The sequence below is a fragment of the Shewanella piezotolerans WP3 genome (assembly GCF_000014885.1).
Lineage (GTDB): Bacteria > Pseudomonadota > Gammaproteobacteria > Enterobacterales > Shewanellaceae > Shewanella > Shewanella piezotolerans.
The window spans coordinates 908,334-924,514 of the sequence record NC_011566.1; the positions used below are offsets into that span (position 1 = coordinate 908,334).

At 45.0% G+C, this 16,181-nt stretch carries 11 protein-coding genes, 1 other RNA gene and 1 pseudogene; 10 read left to right on the forward strand and 3 right to left on the reverse strand.

What is annotated here, in order from left to right; all coding sequences use genetic code 11:
• Window positions 1-286 precede the first annotated feature (286 nt).
• Both ssrS and SWP_RS04020 read right to left on the reverse strand, forming a co-directional pair.
• A non-coding RNA gene (gene ssrS / locus SWP_RS23250) (6S RNA) lies at window positions 287-468 on the reverse strand.
• A 110-nt stretch (window positions 469-578) separates the two neighbouring features.
• Window positions 579-887, reverse strand: a complete 309-nt coding sequence (locus tag SWP_RS04020; RefSeq protein WP_020911092.1) for a cell division protein ZapA — start codon at window positions 885-887, stop codon at window positions 579-581.
• A 358-nt stretch (window positions 888-1,245) separates the two neighbouring features.
• Between SWP_RS04020 and SWP_RS04025 the strand changes: the two genes are divergently transcribed.
• The 7 genes from SWP_RS04025 to SWP_RS04055 all read left to right on the forward strand — a co-directional run bounded on the left by SWP_RS04025 (window position 1,246) and on the right by SWP_RS04055 (window position 10,741).
• A complete protein-coding gene (locus SWP_RS04025; protein ID WP_044555647.1) occupies window positions 1,246-1,821 on the forward strand; it encodes a UPF0149 family protein in 576 nt (191 codons plus the stop codon).
• An 89-nt stretch (window positions 1,822-1,910) separates the two neighbouring features.
• Window positions 1,911-3,143: a 2-octaprenyl-6-methoxyphenyl hydroxylase gene (gene ubiH, locus SWP_RS04030; protein WP_020911095.1), complete on the forward strand. Its 1,233-nt coding sequence runs from the start codon at window positions 1,911-1,913 to the stop codon at window positions 3,141-3,143.
• A gap of 65 nt (window positions 3,144-3,208) precedes the next feature.
• Window positions 3,209-4,423, forward strand: a complete 1,215-nt coding sequence (locus SWP_RS04035) for an FAD-dependent oxidoreductase (RefSeq protein WP_020911096.1) — start codon at window positions 3,209-3,211, stop codon at window positions 4,421-4,423.
• Window positions 4,424-4,696: 273 nt separating this feature from the next.
• A complete protein-coding gene (gene gcvT / locus SWP_RS04040; RefSeq protein WP_020911097.1) occupies window positions 4,697-5,791 on the forward strand; it encodes a glycine cleavage system aminomethyltransferase GcvT in 1,095 nt (364 codons plus the stop codon).
• A gap of 502 nt (window positions 5,792-6,293) precedes the next feature.
• Window positions 6,294-6,683: a glycine cleavage system protein GcvH gene (gene gcvH / locus SWP_RS04045; RefSeq protein ID WP_020911098.1), complete on the forward strand. Its 390-nt coding sequence runs from the start codon at window positions 6,294-6,296 to the stop codon at window positions 6,681-6,683.
• Window positions 6,684-6,856: 173 nt separating this feature from the next.
• The gene (gcvP, locus tag SWP_RS04050) at window positions 6,857-9,745 is read left to right on the forward strand and encodes an aminomethyl-transferring glycine dehydrogenase (protein ID WP_044555648.1); all 2,889 of its coding nucleotides are present in this window, start codon (window positions 6,857-6,859) and stop codon (window positions 9,743-9,745) included.
• 537 nt (window positions 9,746-10,282) lie between these two features.
• Window positions 10,283-10,741 carry a hypothetical protein gene (locus tag SWP_RS04055; RefSeq protein WP_020911100.1) on the forward strand — a complete coding sequence of 153 codons (459 nt, stop codon included), beginning with the start codon at window positions 10,283-10,285 and terminating at the stop codon, window positions 10,739-10,741.
• Between the two features lie 260 nt (window positions 10,742-11,001).
• On the opposite strand, the gene SWP_RS04060 is transcribed toward SWP_RS04055, so the two are convergent.
• The gene (locus SWP_RS04060) at window positions 11,002-12,033 is read right to left on the reverse strand and encodes a DUF5677 domain-containing protein (RefSeq protein ID WP_044555649.1); all 1,032 of its coding nucleotides are present in this window, start codon (window positions 12,031-12,033) and stop codon (window positions 11,002-11,004) included.
• Between the two features lie 178 nt (window positions 12,034-12,211).
• On the opposite strand from SWP_RS04060, the pseudogene SWP_RS23340 reads away from it, so the two are divergent.
• From SWP_RS23340 to SWP_RS04070, 3 genes and pseudogenes are all read left to right on the forward strand, one after another.
• Window positions 12,212-12,489 (forward strand): annotated as a pseudogene (locus tag SWP_RS23340) (hypothetical protein); the annotation flags it as partial.
• Window positions 12,490-12,731: 242 nt separating this feature from the next.
• The gene (nrfA, locus tag SWP_RS04065; RefSeq protein WP_020911103.1) at window positions 12,732-14,120 is read left to right on the forward strand and encodes an ammonia-forming cytochrome c nitrite reductase; all 1,389 of its coding nucleotides are present in this window, start codon (window positions 12,732-12,734) and stop codon (window positions 14,118-14,120) included.
• Between the two features lie 443 nt (window positions 14,121-14,563).
• The gene (locus tag SWP_RS04070) at window positions 14,564-16,129 is read left to right on the forward strand and encodes an Ig-like domain-containing protein (RefSeq protein ID WP_228371110.1); all 1,566 of its coding nucleotides are present in this window, start codon (window positions 14,564-14,566) and stop codon (window positions 16,127-16,129) included.
• Window positions 16,130-16,181: the final 52 nt, after the last annotated feature.

Below are 16,181 nucleotides of genomic sequence, written 5' to 3' on the forward strand. Positions count from 1 at the left end.
AGGTAGGATAGCCCTTTTTTATTGATTGAATTGCTCCCCGCATTTTATTTATAAAAGAGTCCGACTACGTCGGTATTCTGGGGGGGGGAAATTGGGAATACAGTAAATTTTAGGTACAAAAAAACCATCATAAGTTGATGGTTATTTTGTTTGTTTGAATTGCTCCCCGCACTCTATTGATAAAGAGTCCGACTACGTTGGTATTCTGGGGGGGGAAATTGGGAATACAGTAAATTTTAGGTACAAAAAAACCATCATAAGTTGATGGTTATTTTGTTTATTTGAATTGCTCCCCAGAATACCGACCGCTGGCGTAGCCCTTGAACCGTAGGTTCAAGGCGGGTAAACGAATACCTCCTAAGGCTTCTCGATACGAGCCGAGCTTGCACAATGTCAGTAAAACGTTCACCCTGGGTTTGTAAATATCGGCACAGGGACATTGCCAGCTAGCGCGTATCCCAGGGAGCAAAACTTGCATTCGTAAGCAGGTCAATTGACCTTTAAATGGCTTACGACAATAATTCTTTCATCGCTAAATTTGCTGTCGCAAAAATTTAGTGAAGCTGATTATAACCTTTTTAATCGCTTTTCGTAGAGCGTTCAACTAACGCATCTTCTAAAGTTGACTGCAGCAAACCGATTTTTTCATCCATCTGCTTGTTATAATCTTGATTCTTCTGCTGTTCTTCTAACAGCTCATAACCAGTATTTAATGCTGCCATAATCGCAATTTCTTCACGGCTGATATTGTTAGTGCGCGCTTTAAGCGACATTAACTGCTTTTCAAGATTATGTGCGACGTGCCTAAGTGCTGTCTCTTGTCCATCCGGACAAGCGATAGAGTAGGTGCGCCCCATAAGGGTAATTTCAATCGCCTTGTTACCCATTCCTAAAGGAATCCTTAAACCGTGTACTTGAGCGGACTATATCGGTCTAAAAAGCAAAGTGCAACACGATATCCAACTAAACAGGAATAGTTTAGATTAATTGTTGTTTAGATAGCCATTAGCGTACAAACATGAAGCGCTTTGGGCGCTAGTGCTAGTTGAGCTGTTACTTAAGTTACCGCTAGAAATCACCATTTATCACCAGTTAGTTGCAATTGTATATGCAGCAACAGATCTTGATTGCTGTTTTTGTGGCTAAATCGACAAACTTTTGCTGACTTTATGGTGGCAACTCTTGGTCGTAACAGTCACTTCTGCTAGCATGAGACCAGTAAATCTTGTCACTGGAAACGACTTTATGGCGACTCTACCAACGCTGCGTATGGATAACCTACTTGCGGCACTTAATGAAGCTGAAATTGGTCAGCACCCTGTTGAAGTTCACGGCGCATTAGTGGGCTTAATTTGTGGTGGTGTAGAACAATCCTCTAAAGGTTGGACTCTGCCGCTATTAGAGCTGATGAATGATGGTCAAGCACTGCCGCCAAAACTGCAAACTATGGTTGAAGAGCTTTATCAAGATGCAGTGACTCGTCTATCCGACACTGACTTTGGTTTTAGCCCTATGCTTCCTGAAGAGGAAGAAACTTTGGCAAAGCGTGTGGAAGCGCTATCGCTATGGGTACAGAGCTTCCTTACTGGCATCGCCATTATTCAACCTAAATTGAATAAAGCCTCAAAAGATGTTCGTGAAGTGATTCAAGACCTATCGGAAATCGCACAAGTTGAATTTGACGTTGCAGAAGACGAAGAGTCAGAAGCCGCACTTATCGAATTAATGGAGTTTACCCGCATGGCCGCATTGCTCTGCTACTCCGAATTTGGGCCAGCGATAGAAGACGACAAACCAATTGATCTTGGTGTTTTGCACTAAACGTTCGTCATTCAAACCGCCATCGCATTTATGCCATGGCGGTTTTGCTTTCTAGCTAGCATTAAATCAGTTATCGGGTTAAATATTCCATGACTAACACCACTACAGTCGAACAGGTCGATATCGCTATTGTCGGCGGTGCAATGGCTGGCGCTACTCTAGCGCTTGGCTTGACACATATTGCCAAGCAAGCGGGGCGGCCACTGAAAATTGCCTTGATCGAAGCACATCGCCCTAATGATGAGCACCCTGGTTTCGACGCCCGCTCAATTGCGATTTCTCACGGCTCTATTTTTCAGTTAAAAAAATTGCAAATATGGCCACATATTGCCGCGCTTGCCAGCGAAATCAACCATATCCATATCTCTGAACGTGGCAATTTTGGCATGACGGAGCTTAGCAGTGACGACTTCCAGCTGCCTTATTTAGGTCAGGTGGTTGAGCTAGAAGCGGTCGGTCAACAGCTGTTTAACCAGCTTGAACAAAGCGATATTCAATTACATTGCCCTGCGAGCTTGAGTGAAGTAGAGGCGCAAGACGATCAACAACTACTTACCTTAAGTTGCGGCCAGAAAATTGCCGCTAAGCTGCTGGTGGCCGCAGACGGACTTAACTCCAAAGTACGTCATGCTTTTAACCAGCCACTTGAACAGGTCGATTTTCAGCAAAGCGCTATCATTACTAATATCCATACTGAGCAGCCACACCAAGGCTGGGCTTATGAGCGTTTTACTCAAAGTGGGCCATTAGCATTGCTGCCGATGGCAGACAGAAATGGCGAGCATAGATTGTCGATGGTGTGGGCGCTATCGCCTAATGAAGCCGAGCAGATGCTAGCAGCGCCTAAAGCTGAGTTTATCGAAAAGTTGCAGGCAACTTTTGGTTACCGAGCAGGGCGCTTCGTCGATATTGGCGAGCGCGTTAGTTACCCCTTGATGCTGTCTTATATGCAGCGGCCTATCTACCATCGCACCGTATTTTTAGGCAATGCTGCGCAAACACTGCACCCAATTGCGGGGCAGGGCTTTAACTTAGGCCTACGCGATGTGGTGAGTTTGTTGCAAGTGATAGAGCAAGCGCTTACTAATGTCGATGGCTGCGAGCTTGATGTGGGGATCAATCATATTACCCATGACTACTTAGCTCGTCGTAACGCCGACAGAGACAGCACTATGAATAGTATTGAGTTCTTAGTTCGTGGTTTCTCTAATGATCACTGGCCGTTAGTGTTAGGTCGTAATATCGGTTTGCGTTTACTGTCATGGTTTCCGCCACTTAAAGCGCCAGTTGCCCGTAAAGCCATGGGCTGGACGACTAGCTGAACCACTTGGCTGAGAGAGTCAGCTTTGTTGATATTTTAAATTGCTATAAAGAGTAAGGGTAAAAGATGTTAAGCACAAAAACTTATGATGTCGCCATTGTTGGCGGCGGTATGGTTGGTTTAGCGACGGCCATAGGCTTGGCAATGAAAGGCGTGAGTGTGGTTGTTATCGACGCAGGTCAAACTCACGCCGTATCTGGTGCACCTAAACTCAGAGTCAGTGCGATTAACAAAGCCAGCCAACATTTACTGACTAATATAGGCGCATGGCCGTACTTGGCGGCAAGTCGTATTAGCCCCTACCAAAAGATGCAAGTTTGGGACAAAGACAGTTTAGGTAAAATCGATTTCGATGCCCAATCGCTGGGTGAAACTCACCTTGGGGCGATTATCGAGAACGATGCCATCGCCTTTGCACTCGCCGAACGCGCGGCAGAGTTCGATGAGCTGACCTATATTGAAAACCAACGACTAGAGCGTATTGCCTTTGGCGAGCGTGAAGCTTGGTTAACCTTAGACAATGGCGACAGCCTTAGCGCCGCATTGGTGGTTGCTGCCGATGGCGCTAATTCGTGGGTGCGCGAGCAGTGTAAGATCCCAATGACCTTCTGGGACTATAACCATCACGCTGTGGTCGCAACCATTCGCACCGAGCTGCCCCATGGTGACACCGCAAGGCAAGTATTCGACAGTGAAGGGCCGCTGGCTTTCCTACCTTTATATGAAAAAGATCTCAGCTCTATTGTCTGGTCAGTATCGCCAGACAAAGCTAAAGAGCTACAAGCATTAGATGCTGTGCAGTTTGAGCGGGCATTGACCGCTGCCTTCGACGGTCGTTTAGGTATGTGCTCGCTAGAAAGCGCCCGCCAAGCGTTTCCGCTACGTATGCGCTATGCACGCCACTTCGCTCGTCACCGTTTGGTACTGGCTGGGGATGCGGCGCACACCATTCATCCATTAGCTGGACAAGGGGTTAACTTAGGTTTCCTCGATGCTGCCAGCATAGTGCAAACCGTGAGTGAGCTTAAAGAGCAGGGCAAAGATATCGGCGATTATCGTCATCTACGTAATCTAGAGCGCTGGCGTAAAGCCGAAGCACTAGAGATGATAAGTGCAATGGAGGGCTTTAAGAGGCTATTTGAAGGCAGTAATCCACTCAAAAAAGCCATTCGCGATATTGGTTTAAATCTGGTCGACAATTTTGCGCCATTGAAAACACTGTTTATTCAACAGGCTCTCGGCAACAAGAAAAGTCTACCTGAACTGTGTAAAAGTGAATAAGATTAACATTTAGCTGTTTTAGCTAAAGGTGAATAACTCTTTAATTTCATAGGCTTGTTATTTTATCCAAGCAAAGCAGCGTTTTAGTGTAAATAAATTACATGTGTAACATGAGAAAAACTAATGACGAAACTGTTCGGATTAGAAAATTCTTTTGTATACAAAGGCAATACTCAAGGTATAATTTCGCCGCATTTTAATACGACCAAATTGATCTGGTGACTAGCACCCTACACCAGTTGCAGACTTGAATACCCCAAAGAAGGGATAAAAATGGCTAACAAAACTGTACTTTTTAACAAGCACCTAGAATCAAATGGCAAGATGGTAGATTTCCATGGTTGGGATATGCCACTTAACTACGGTTCTCAAATCGAAGAGCACCACGCTGTGCGTCAAGACGCTGGTATGTTCGACGTTTCTCACATGACAGTTGTTGATGTGATTGGTGATGACGCTTGTGCCTTTTTACGTAAGTTGCTAGCCAACGACGTAGCCAAGCTAAAAGTACCAGGCAAAGCGCTATACGGCGGCATGCTTGATCACAATGGCGGTGTTATCGACGACCTGATTACCTATTACCTTTCAGATACGCAGTACCGCATCGTGGTTAACTCAGCGACACGCGAAAAAGATCTTGCTTGGATCAACGAGCAAGTTAAAGGTTTCAGTGTTGAAGTGACAGAGCGTCCTGAACTGGCGATGATCGCTGTTCAAGGCCCTAACGCAAAAGCAAAAGCAGCGACAGTATTTAACGACACGCAAAACGCGGCCGTTGAAGGCATGAAGCCATTCTTTGGCGTACAAGCTGACTCACTATTTATAGCAACAACAGGCTACACTGGCGAAACCGGTTACGAAGTTATCGTGCCAGAAGCTGAAGCTGAAGCGCTTTGGCAAGCTTTCCTAGACGCTGGCGTTAAGCCATGTGGGCTAGGCGCACGTGATACGCTACGTCTTGAAGCGGGCATGAACCTTTACGGCCTAGATATGGACGAAAGCGTAAACCCACTTGCTGCAAACATGGGCTGGACGGTTGCTTGGGCACCAGAAGATCGTGACTTCAACGGTCGTAAAGCACTTGAGAAGATCAAAGCTGAAGGCGCTGACAAGTTAGTCGGTCTAATCATGGATGCTAAAGGTGTTATCCGTCACGGTATGTCAGTATTCTTTACCGACAGCGACGGTGTTGAGCAGCAAGGTACGATTACTAGTGGTACATTCTCGCCAACACTTGGCTACTCAATCGCAATGGCACGTGTACCAAACACTATTGGTGATGTGGCAGAAGTTGAGATGCGTAAGAAGCGTGTACCGGTTAAAGTGATTGCACCTTCGTTTGTACGTAACGGTAAGCAAGCATTCTAACCTTTCTGGATTAATACTGGTTACTTCGGTTTAGGTTCTAGTAAAGAGTGTTGTCGTCAGTGCTGACGGATGTGTTTTCAAAGCATCAGTCACAGCGCTGACTCTTAACATTAGACCGAACTACCTGCGTATTAATCGCAGAAAAGTGTGCTGAGATGAGTGTCTATCATCTACAACACATAATATTTTTAGGATTTATACGAGTTACTTAGGCCTACTAGCAAATTAGGATGAACTAACTAACGTATTAATCGTAGAAAAAGCATAAAGCTGACTTGCTTTGATTGATGGATAGCGCAAGTCAGCGTAAAATTTGTGGTTACATCGCGTATAAGTAGTAACGTTGACGTATACGTCACTTTATACCCTAGACGGTTAGCGTTAATATCTACTGCAAGCATGAACCGCTGCGCCTAAGCGCAAAACTGATAAAAGCCTTATAAATCAGTGTAACGTCTTATAATATTACAGAATTAGAACAATCGAATAAGGATTAAGACCAATGAGCAATATCCCAGCAGAACTAAAATATGCTTCTTCTCACGAGTGGGTTCGTAAAGAAGAAGACGGTAGCTACACAGTAGGTATCAGTGAGCACGCTCAAGAGCTATTGGGTGACATGGTGTTCGTTGAACTTCCAGAAGTTGGCGACGACGTTAACGCTGGTGAAGACTGCGCAGTGGCAGAGTCTGTAAAAGCAGCATCTGACATCTACTCACCTCTAACAGGTGAAGTATTGGCCGTTAACGAAGCACTAGAAGATTCTCCTGAGCTGGTTAACAGCGATGCATTTGGTGATGGTTGGTTCTTCCGCGTGATGCCTTCTGACACCGCTGAGTTAGAAAACCTGCTTGATGCCGAAGGTTATCAAGCGGTTATCGACGACGAGTAAGTCGCGATAATCAACAAAGCCCCACTCTGCTAAAGATTGGGGCTTTGTTCGTTATAAAGCATGTCACCTTTTACCTATAAGACATGCCACAGAACAATCGAATTCTAAACAACGAGACCGGTAGCACCGCCCCCTACAGGCAGGATACTGGCAAATATGGAACTAGGTTACTCATGACCAAAGAAACCCTTACGCAGTTAGAGCAGCACGAATTATTTCTTAGCCGTCATATCGGTCCTGGTGCCGAACAGCAGCAAGAGATGCTGAATTTTGTGGGTGCTGAATCGTTAGCAGACTTGACCGGACAAATCGTGCCAGAGTCTATTCTGCTTAATCGTGACCTCGCCGTTGGCGATTCATGTGGTGAAGCTGAAGGCATGGCTTATATTCGTCAAATTGCGGATAAGAACAAGGTCTTCAAAAGCTACATAGGTATGGGTTATCACGGTACTGAAGTACCAAGTGTTATCCAGCGTAACGTGCTTGAAAATCCGGGGTGGTACACTGCTTACACGCCATACCAGCCAGAGATTGCTCAAGGTCGCCTAGAAGCAATCTTGAACTTCCAGCAGCTATCAATGGATCTTACCGGTCTTGACCTTGCGTCTTCATCATTGCTTGATGAAGCGACTGCTGCGGCTGAAGCCATGGCGTTGTCTAAGCGTGTTTCTAAAGCTAAAAAAGCCAACATCTACTTTGTTGCTGACGATGTATTCCCACAAACACTAGATGTAATAAAAACCCGCGCTGAGTGTTTTGGTTTTGAAGTTATCGTCGGCCCTGCAGCCGATGCCGCTAACTACGAACTATTTGGTGCCTTGTTCCAGTACACCAACCGTTATGGTCAAATTGTTGATCACAGCGAGTTGTTTGCCAAGTTGCATGAGAAAAAGGCGATTGTATCAGTGGCAGCCGACATCATGTCGCTAGTGATGCTTAAATCTCCAGGCTCTATGGGCGCCGATGTGGTATTTGGTAACTCACAGCGTTTTGGTGTGCCAATGGGCTTTGGTGGTCCTCACGCTGCCTTCTTTGTATCGCGTGATGCCTACAAGCGCTCCTTACCGGGCCGTATTATCGGAGTATCACAAGATACTCGCGGTAACCGTGCACTGCGTATGGCAATGCAAACTCGTGAGCAACATATCCGCCGCGAAAAAGCCAACTCAAACATCTGTACTGCACAGGTGTTACTGGCCAATATGGCGTCGTTCTACGCAGTATTCCATGGCCCACAAGGTCTTAAGGTTATTGCCGAGCGTATCCACCGTTTAGCTGACATTCTCGCTGCAGGCCTAACGGCTAAAGGCGTGGAACTGGTTAACAACACTTGGTTCGACACGCTCTCTATCAAAGGGCTAGATGTTGCTGCTGTTGTTGCTCGTTCAGAAGCCGCTGGCCTTAACCTACGTATCGATAGCGATGGCATTGTGGGCGTTAGCGTCAGCGAAACCACGCTACGTACCGATGTTGCCGAGCTATTTGATGTGATTTTAGGTGCTGGTCATGGTCTAGATGTGGCAGCACTTGATGAAGCTATCCTTGCTAACGGCAGCACGTCAGTGCCGGCTGAGCTTGTTCGCACCGATGCCATCTTGACTCATCCAACGTTTAATCGCTACCAAAGCGAAACAGAGATGATGCGTTACATCAAGCGCTTAGAGAACAAAGATCTCGCCTTGAACCACTCAATGATCTCACTGGGTTCATGCACCATGAAGCTAAACGCAGCCACCGAGATGATGCCTATCACTTGGCCTGAGTTTGGTAACATGCACCCATTCTGCCCACAAGACCAAGCACAAGGTTACGCCGAGCTGCTTGAAGAACTATCGACCTGGTTGGTGGATATCACAGGTTATGATGCGGTATCACTGCAACCTAACTCAGGTGCACAGGGTGAATACGCCGGTCTGCTAGCGATTAAGCAATACCACGAGTCTCGTGGCGATGCACACAGAAACATCTGTTTGATCCCACAGTCTGCGCACGGTACAAACCCAGCTTCAGCACAACTTGCTGGCATGAAAATCGTAGTTACCGCCTGTGATAAAGCCGGTAACATCGACATGGATGATCTACGTGCTAAAGCGGCAGAAGTGGCTGACAACCTGTCATGCATCATGGTGACCTACCCATCGACTCACGGTGTGTATGAAGAAACCATTAGCGAGATCTGCGAGGTGATTCATGAGCACGGCGGTCAAGTTTACCTTGATGGCGCCAACATGAACGCACAGGTAGGCCTAACATCACCTGGCTTTATCGGCGCTGACGTATCACACCTTAACTTGCATAAAACCTTCGCTATTCCACATGGCGGCGGCGGACCAGGTATGGGCCCAATTGGTGTTAAAAAGCACCTTGCGCCATTCCTATCTGGCCACGCAGTGGTTAAGCATGGTCTAGAGTCAGACAACAACGGTGCCGTTTCTGCTGCGCCATTTGGTAGCGCAGGTATCCTGCCTATCACTTGGATGTACATCAAGTTACTCGGTAAGAAGGGTCTGCGTGAGTCAACGCAAGTGGCACTGCTTAACGCTAACTACATGATGAAGAAACTGTCTGAGCATTACCCGGTACTTTATACAGGCCGAAATGACCGTGTTGCCCATGAGTGCATCATCGATTTACGTCCACTTAAAGAGTCATCAGGTGTGACTGAGATGGATATCGCTAAGCGTCTTAACGATTACGGCTTCCATGCGCCAACCATGAGCTTCCCAGTTGCGGGAACCTTAATGATTGAGCCAACAGAGTCTGAGTCTAAAGTTGAGCTAGACAGATTCATCGAGGCGATGGTGGCTATTCGCGGCGAAGTTGCCAAGGTAGAAGCCGGTGAATGGCCAGCGGACAATAACCCGCTGCACAATGCACCGCATACCCTAGCTGACATCATGGACCCAGCGTTTGATTCACGTCCTTACAGTCGTGAAGAAGCCGTGTTCCCAACGGCAGCGGTTAAGTTGAATAAGTTCTGGCCAACGGTTAATCGTATTGATGATGTGTTTGGTGACAGAAACCTTTTCTGTGCTTGTGTGCCAATTTCTGACTACGAATAAATGACTACTTAACCTCGGTAATACGGCTTCAGCCTCAGGTTTTCGCTGCTCATTGACTGGAGTCAACTCCGCGGCGAAAACCATCGGCTTCCTTGTCTTACCGTCGGCAGTAACGTCATTTGTATGAAACGCACCCTTAGTGGTGCGTTTTTTATTGGGTTTTTTATGGCCTAAGGCCACTAAAGTCGTGGCGCTTCGCCCACACCTGACCAAAAAGGGGAAAGCGCTTGCCCCCTTTTGGATATCCCTCAGCGCCCCAGACGAAGTTGTTTCCCTCGTACTTATTTCGAAATCGCCTAACGCTTCCGATGGGACATCCTGTCTCGCGAAAGCTATGACCACGTCCGTGTGGGCATTACGGCTATTTCTTCAACGTACTTCGGCAACTTCGATGGGGAATAGGTGTGTTCTGTAAGTCTACGTTGAAAGTTTATTCGACAGTGGTTGCATCATGCGATATTAGCCAGCAGAATCAGCTTTATAGCGCTTGAATTAAACCAATTGATTTAAACCAGAGCAAAGTGACGATAAAAACCGATGATCCAGACTGATATGCAAGAGCAACTTCCTATTACGATTTTGGCTGATAGCCGCTTTTCCAGTTCGCTTAAACCTTTGTTGACTCAGCTGGAAATATGGATCAATTTCCAAGCCTTAAAGGCGGATTGGTTTGGTGATGAAGCCTGTATCTTGTCGTTTGAGTTTACCTTGATTAGAACGATTGAAGAGCATGCGCTGAAAGCGAGTGCTGCTAGTGAAAAGGGCGCTGAGGCTTCTAGTGGTAAGGGCGCTGCGGCTTCTAGTGGTAAAGAGTGGAACGTCGAGTCAGGTTATGCTTACTCTTATGACTGCGATAGCTTAAAAACGACTGCTTTTATTGCGGTTGCTGACTTGCTTGAAGCGGGTGTAGGAATAGAGCAGGGGATAAAGCAGCGGTTGGTGAGTGTGGCTAATAGTGTTGGGGCAGAGCATGGGCTGTTAGGGATGTCATTGTAAGCAGCTGATAATTGCTGCTGTGACTAGCTACAGCTGCGTTGAACCTCGGCTCCAGTGCTTGTTGGGTAAAGGTTTACTCTGATCCACTTATTATGTATTTTGTACATTACGTTTTTAGAAATCGACATCGGATGGTTTCATTTCGATGTGAGAAACAGCGGTGACGTTGTCTGTTGGCCGCCAGATAAGGGGATTCAAAACAGTCAGTGAGTAATTGATTGTAAATTGTAAGAAATGGTACAAACTAAATGCAGTTATCACTAATCGGAGTTAGATTTTTCCAAAGCGAATTTGAATGCATCACCAATATCTTCTGCGTACTTTCTAAGTAAATTCATCAGCACGACGTTATCAATATTCGGATTAAACTTAAGCAAAGTTAAAGTAATCTGCATTAGGCTCAAGGCTGTAGAATGTGCAGGGTCGCACATGCCTGAACTACTCTGTCCCACAATCAACACATCATCTTCACATTCACTCAGTGCAAGTCGACTCTTCGTGCCTTTAGATCCAGCATGAACGTTTTGACTTGCCATTTTATAATATGGTCGCATATGCTCTAACTCTACGTCTTGTTCCAAAGCTCTGAAACCAACGCTTTTAGGAGTCCTATCTGGAAAATATATCGCCGCCCAACCGTAATGAGTTTCAAATCCTTTGCCAAATTCTTTCTTAGCAGCATCGAACATTATTTTATAGTTATCGATTATGCTTTGTTCGGGTGCTTTTGAATTCAATCGATGTTCAAATTTCTTATGCTCTTTCATTCCGTCATAGCAATCAATTATTTCATGAGCATCAAATCGCCTGGCACATTCTTCACCATGCTTATCAATAAACATTGCCGTCACATTAACTTCGTGTAATGCACGCCAGCGTGCATGTGCAGCATCGGAAAATCCGTTCTTTAAGAGACATAATATTTCATTAGAAATGTGACATGCTCTAGCATGATGGCGAAGCAAAACAGTAAATAAGAACAAGTCTTCATTTTCACTACCATTTTGCATATTACGGTGCAAGTCCACCCCAGACTCGATACAAATTCGTATATGAGTTTCCAATAAGTCGAAGCCAGTTTGCCATCTAGATTCATTGAGTTGAGTAAATTCAGAAAATTCGTTTCTTTGTGACTTGAGCATTTCGACGCCGCTAATATTCAAGTTTCCACGGAGCAAAGCAGCCTTTTGGCTAGCAAATTCAGTAATGAATTTCTCGTTATCTGGTTGAGCCAATCCATTTAAAGCTAATTCAGCGAGGGCTTTATTAAGCTCTTCTGTTAAAAAATTCATTTAAAAGCCATAAATATTAGGATGATAAAGAAATAGTATCACCATTTCCACGATTCGTGATATGACTTCAGAATAGTACAAGCAAATAATACATATAACTAATCATAGACGCCCATCATTAATGCATGTTTTTGTGCCTCTTACTAAGCTTTAGGTATTGCTTAAGTAAAAGGTTGTTATGCCCCGTCCCAGAAGTACGCTGATTAGCCTTGAGCTTTTTACTTAACAATCAGTCCTTATTATCATTGTTGTAGCCGAGTAGTCCGGCGTGCATGCTGTTGAAACAAAAAGTGTGTGGTGATGACAAATTCACAGGCAAAAATTACGACCATCGCCGTGGTTGGGTTGAAGCACAAATACTGAAGTTAACAGACGTGTTTGCGATTGGCGTAGCTGCGTATGAACTCTTGATGGCAAAAGGGGAGTAATCATTTACATGTAGTGCTTTATATTGATTAATAATGGGTGGCTTAATTGACTGTTCTAAATGGCTGAAAAATAAACACAAATGTATTGAGGTAGACTCTACCTCTATTTTCTTTAGCATTATGAGTGGTTATTAATAATAGCTTTAGTTGTCGAACCTAATAAAGTAACTGTTTAATTATATTATTTTTAATTTAAGAGTAAACGCTTTCAAATATTTTTAACTTTATCGCTGTTTTACACTTAGCCACATCAATTAAATAGGTGGTTAAATGTTAAATAAAAATTTGAAAATTACAGCGATAGCAATGGTTATTGCTAGCATCTCTACCTCAACTTTGGCTGGTGATGAAATAGATCCTCGAAGTGAACAATACGCTAAGAAATTTCCAAAGCAATATAAAACTTGGAAAAAGACTATAGAGCAAGATAAGAAGATTGATGAAGTAAAATCAAATCCAAATCTTGCCGTATTGTGGGCTGGTTACGCATTCTCTAGAGATTATGATACTCCGAGAGGACATCAATATGCGATCACAGATGTACGTGGAACGTTAAGGGTAGGTAGCCCGGATGCAGAGCATAAAGATCTGCAGCCTATGGCTTGTTGGTCATGTAAAGGTCCAGACGTTCCCCGACTAATTACCGAACAAGGGGAGGATGGATTTTTTAATAATACTTGGAGCTCAGCTGGTGCAGAAATAGTGAATACTATTGGTTGTCAGGATTGTCATGAGCCAGGTTCGTCTAAGCTTCGGGTATCCAGGCCTTTTGCTCAACGTGCGATGGATAAGATAGGTAAAGAGTGGGACAGTGCATCGAAAACTGACAGAAAGTCTATGGTATGTGGGCAGTGTCACGTTGAATATTACTTTGAGAAGGGTAGTAAAAAAGCAGCTTTCCCATGGGACAATGGCGTTGAAGCCGACAATGTAGAAGAGTTTTTCGACTCTATAGATTTTGTTGATTGGACACATCAAATCTCAAAAACTCCCATGCTTAAAGCCCAGCACCCAGATTATGAGACATGGAGTTCAGGCGTTCATGGCCAAAACAATGTCACTTGTATCGATTGCCATATGCCTAAAATTACCAATGATAAGGGGCGTAAGTTTACCGACCATCAAGTCGGTAATCCGTTTGATCGTTTCGAGCAGGTCTGTGCTAATTGTCACGAACAGAGCAAAGAACAGATGGTAGACGTTGTACAAAAACGTCAAGCAATGATTAATGGACTTAAAGATCGAGTAGAAATTCAGTTGGTTCACGCTCACTACGAAGCTGGCGCTGCGATTAAAGAGGGAGCATCTGAAGCAGATCTTAAGCCAATTCAAGACGATATTAGACATGCGCAATGGCGCTGGGATTATGCGACTGCTTCACATGGTATAGCAATGCACAATCCAGAAGAAGCGTTAAGAGTACTAGGAACAGCAATTGATTTGGCCGCTGATGCGAGGGTGAAGCTGGCTCGATTACTCGGCAAGATGGGCATCAAACAGCCTGTCGCTATCCCTGATATATCAACTAAGGAAAAAGCACAGAAAGCGATAGGCTTAAATATGGATAAGCTAGAAGCCGAAAAAGCTAACTTTTCGAAAACTATTCTGCCCAAATGGGATAAAGAAGCTAAAGAAAGAGAGTCAAAACTTAATAAGTAAAAGATAAGTCCTATACGATAATGTCTTATCTTCATTACCCCACCGACAATAGTTGTTATCGTATAGGCATTAACGACATAAAAAAACCGTAAGGTTTTTTATGTCGAACCCGTCAGGTACAGAGTCAATATTATTCCTGAGCCTATTTATTTTATAGCTACGGCTACAATGTTCGCTGGTTTTGTCTATCTTTTCTCTCCACATAACTGCTATTTAGTACCAATATTTTGGCAAGCTCGTTAATCATTTGGCTTTGATGAGGCTCATGAGCTGCTTTGGTTCACACTCCTATGTTTCGGTATTTAATCGGCAACTTACAGCCTCTTACTGACCTACTTTGTTATCGATTTCAGCATTAATTTAACAAACGAACAAATTAATGCGCTCCAGGATAAATCCCATACCTAGGGGCCAATTGTTTCAACTAATAAAGGGAAATGATGATGATAAAGTTTAACGGGCACAGTGCCCATAGCAAGACGCTCCTCGCTGCTATGCTTCTCAGTCTTTTGAGTGCATGTGGTAGCGATGATAACGCTGAACCTACCGTCCCAGGCAATGCCCCACCGATCGCTAACCCGGTGGAAGCACAGGCTATTTTAGGCGGTAATAGTCTTATCGATGCCTTGGCTAACGATACCGATCCAGATGGTGATGCATTGACGATAAAAGCTGTAACAGTATCGGAGGGGATGGGAGTTGCATCGATTGAGGACAATATGATTTTGTTCGAACCTGTTGAGGTCGGTACCAGCAAAATCAATTATATCATCTCAGATGGTAACGGTGGGGAGGCTGAGTCAATCGTCACGGTTGTGGTGACATCTGCTGGGCTGGCCTATGTCGGTTCTAATACCTGTATCTCTTGCCATACGGACAAGGAGTCTTATTTTGAGACTGGCCATAATTTTAAGCTGACTAAGGTAGAGGGGGAGGAACCTATCTACCCTTTTACCTCGCTTGCAGGCGCTCCTGAACTATTGGACATAGACAATACTCTGGGCAACCCAGCGGGCTGGCAGGACATTAGCTATGTGATTGGCGGCTACAAATCTAGCGCGATGTTCATCGATCAAAATGGCTATATCATGTCTGGTGATAAAGCAGGCGTTGGAGTGGCACCTAAAGGGGGGCAGATCCCCTATGCATATGCTTATCAACCCAATACTGCACCAGATTCACACCCCTACGGTTATTGTGGCAGATGCCACACAACAGGTTGGCAGGATTACACTGAGAACGATAACCGAAACCCCAATAGACAAGATGATATGCCAGGGATGGACGGCACATTTGCTATGACTGGTGTTCAATGTGAAAGTTGTCATGGCGCCGGTAGTGAACATATTAAGACGCCTTCAAAACAAAATATTGTTAAGATTGCAGATGCACGCGTTACTGACGATTTCCTTGCAGAGGATATGGGATATGGTAAGCCTGCAACCTGTACTGAGTGTCACACTACTGATGATGCTGTTAGACGTTACCCAGATTATTTGTCTCCCTTTGACCAAGTCTTTGGTGGAGTAACCCAAGGTGCACGCTTGAGCCTGAACACTGGTTTTGGCCCCGAAGGGCGCCGAGGTGGTCGTGGTGGCCGTCATGCGGGTACAACCATGATTGGTACCGATCCGGATACTGGTGAGGCTATGGGTAAGAAGAAGGACTTCACTTGTTCAACTTGTCATAATCCGCATCAGTCTGAAAAATATCAAGATCAACCAGGCCATGGCAACGCCATGGTGCGCGAGTGTACTGATTGTCATAATAAGGAATTTGCTATTGAGGCTTCCGTTCATGAATTCGTCGCTAAGTGTACCGATTGCCACATGCCTAGTGAGTCTCATCTGTTCAAGATCGATCTAGATGGCGCAAAGGATGACCCAAGACACTTCTCGGCAGATGGTAATTACATGAAGCCCTGGCTTCGTGCATACGACAGCTGTTCAGGTTGTCATGAAAATGACTATGATGAGCGAGCCAATCGAATAGGGAAAATACATTTATAGTCCCCTTTGGCCAGCGGCGATTTGTCGCTGGCTAATCAGTCCCTTCACAGAA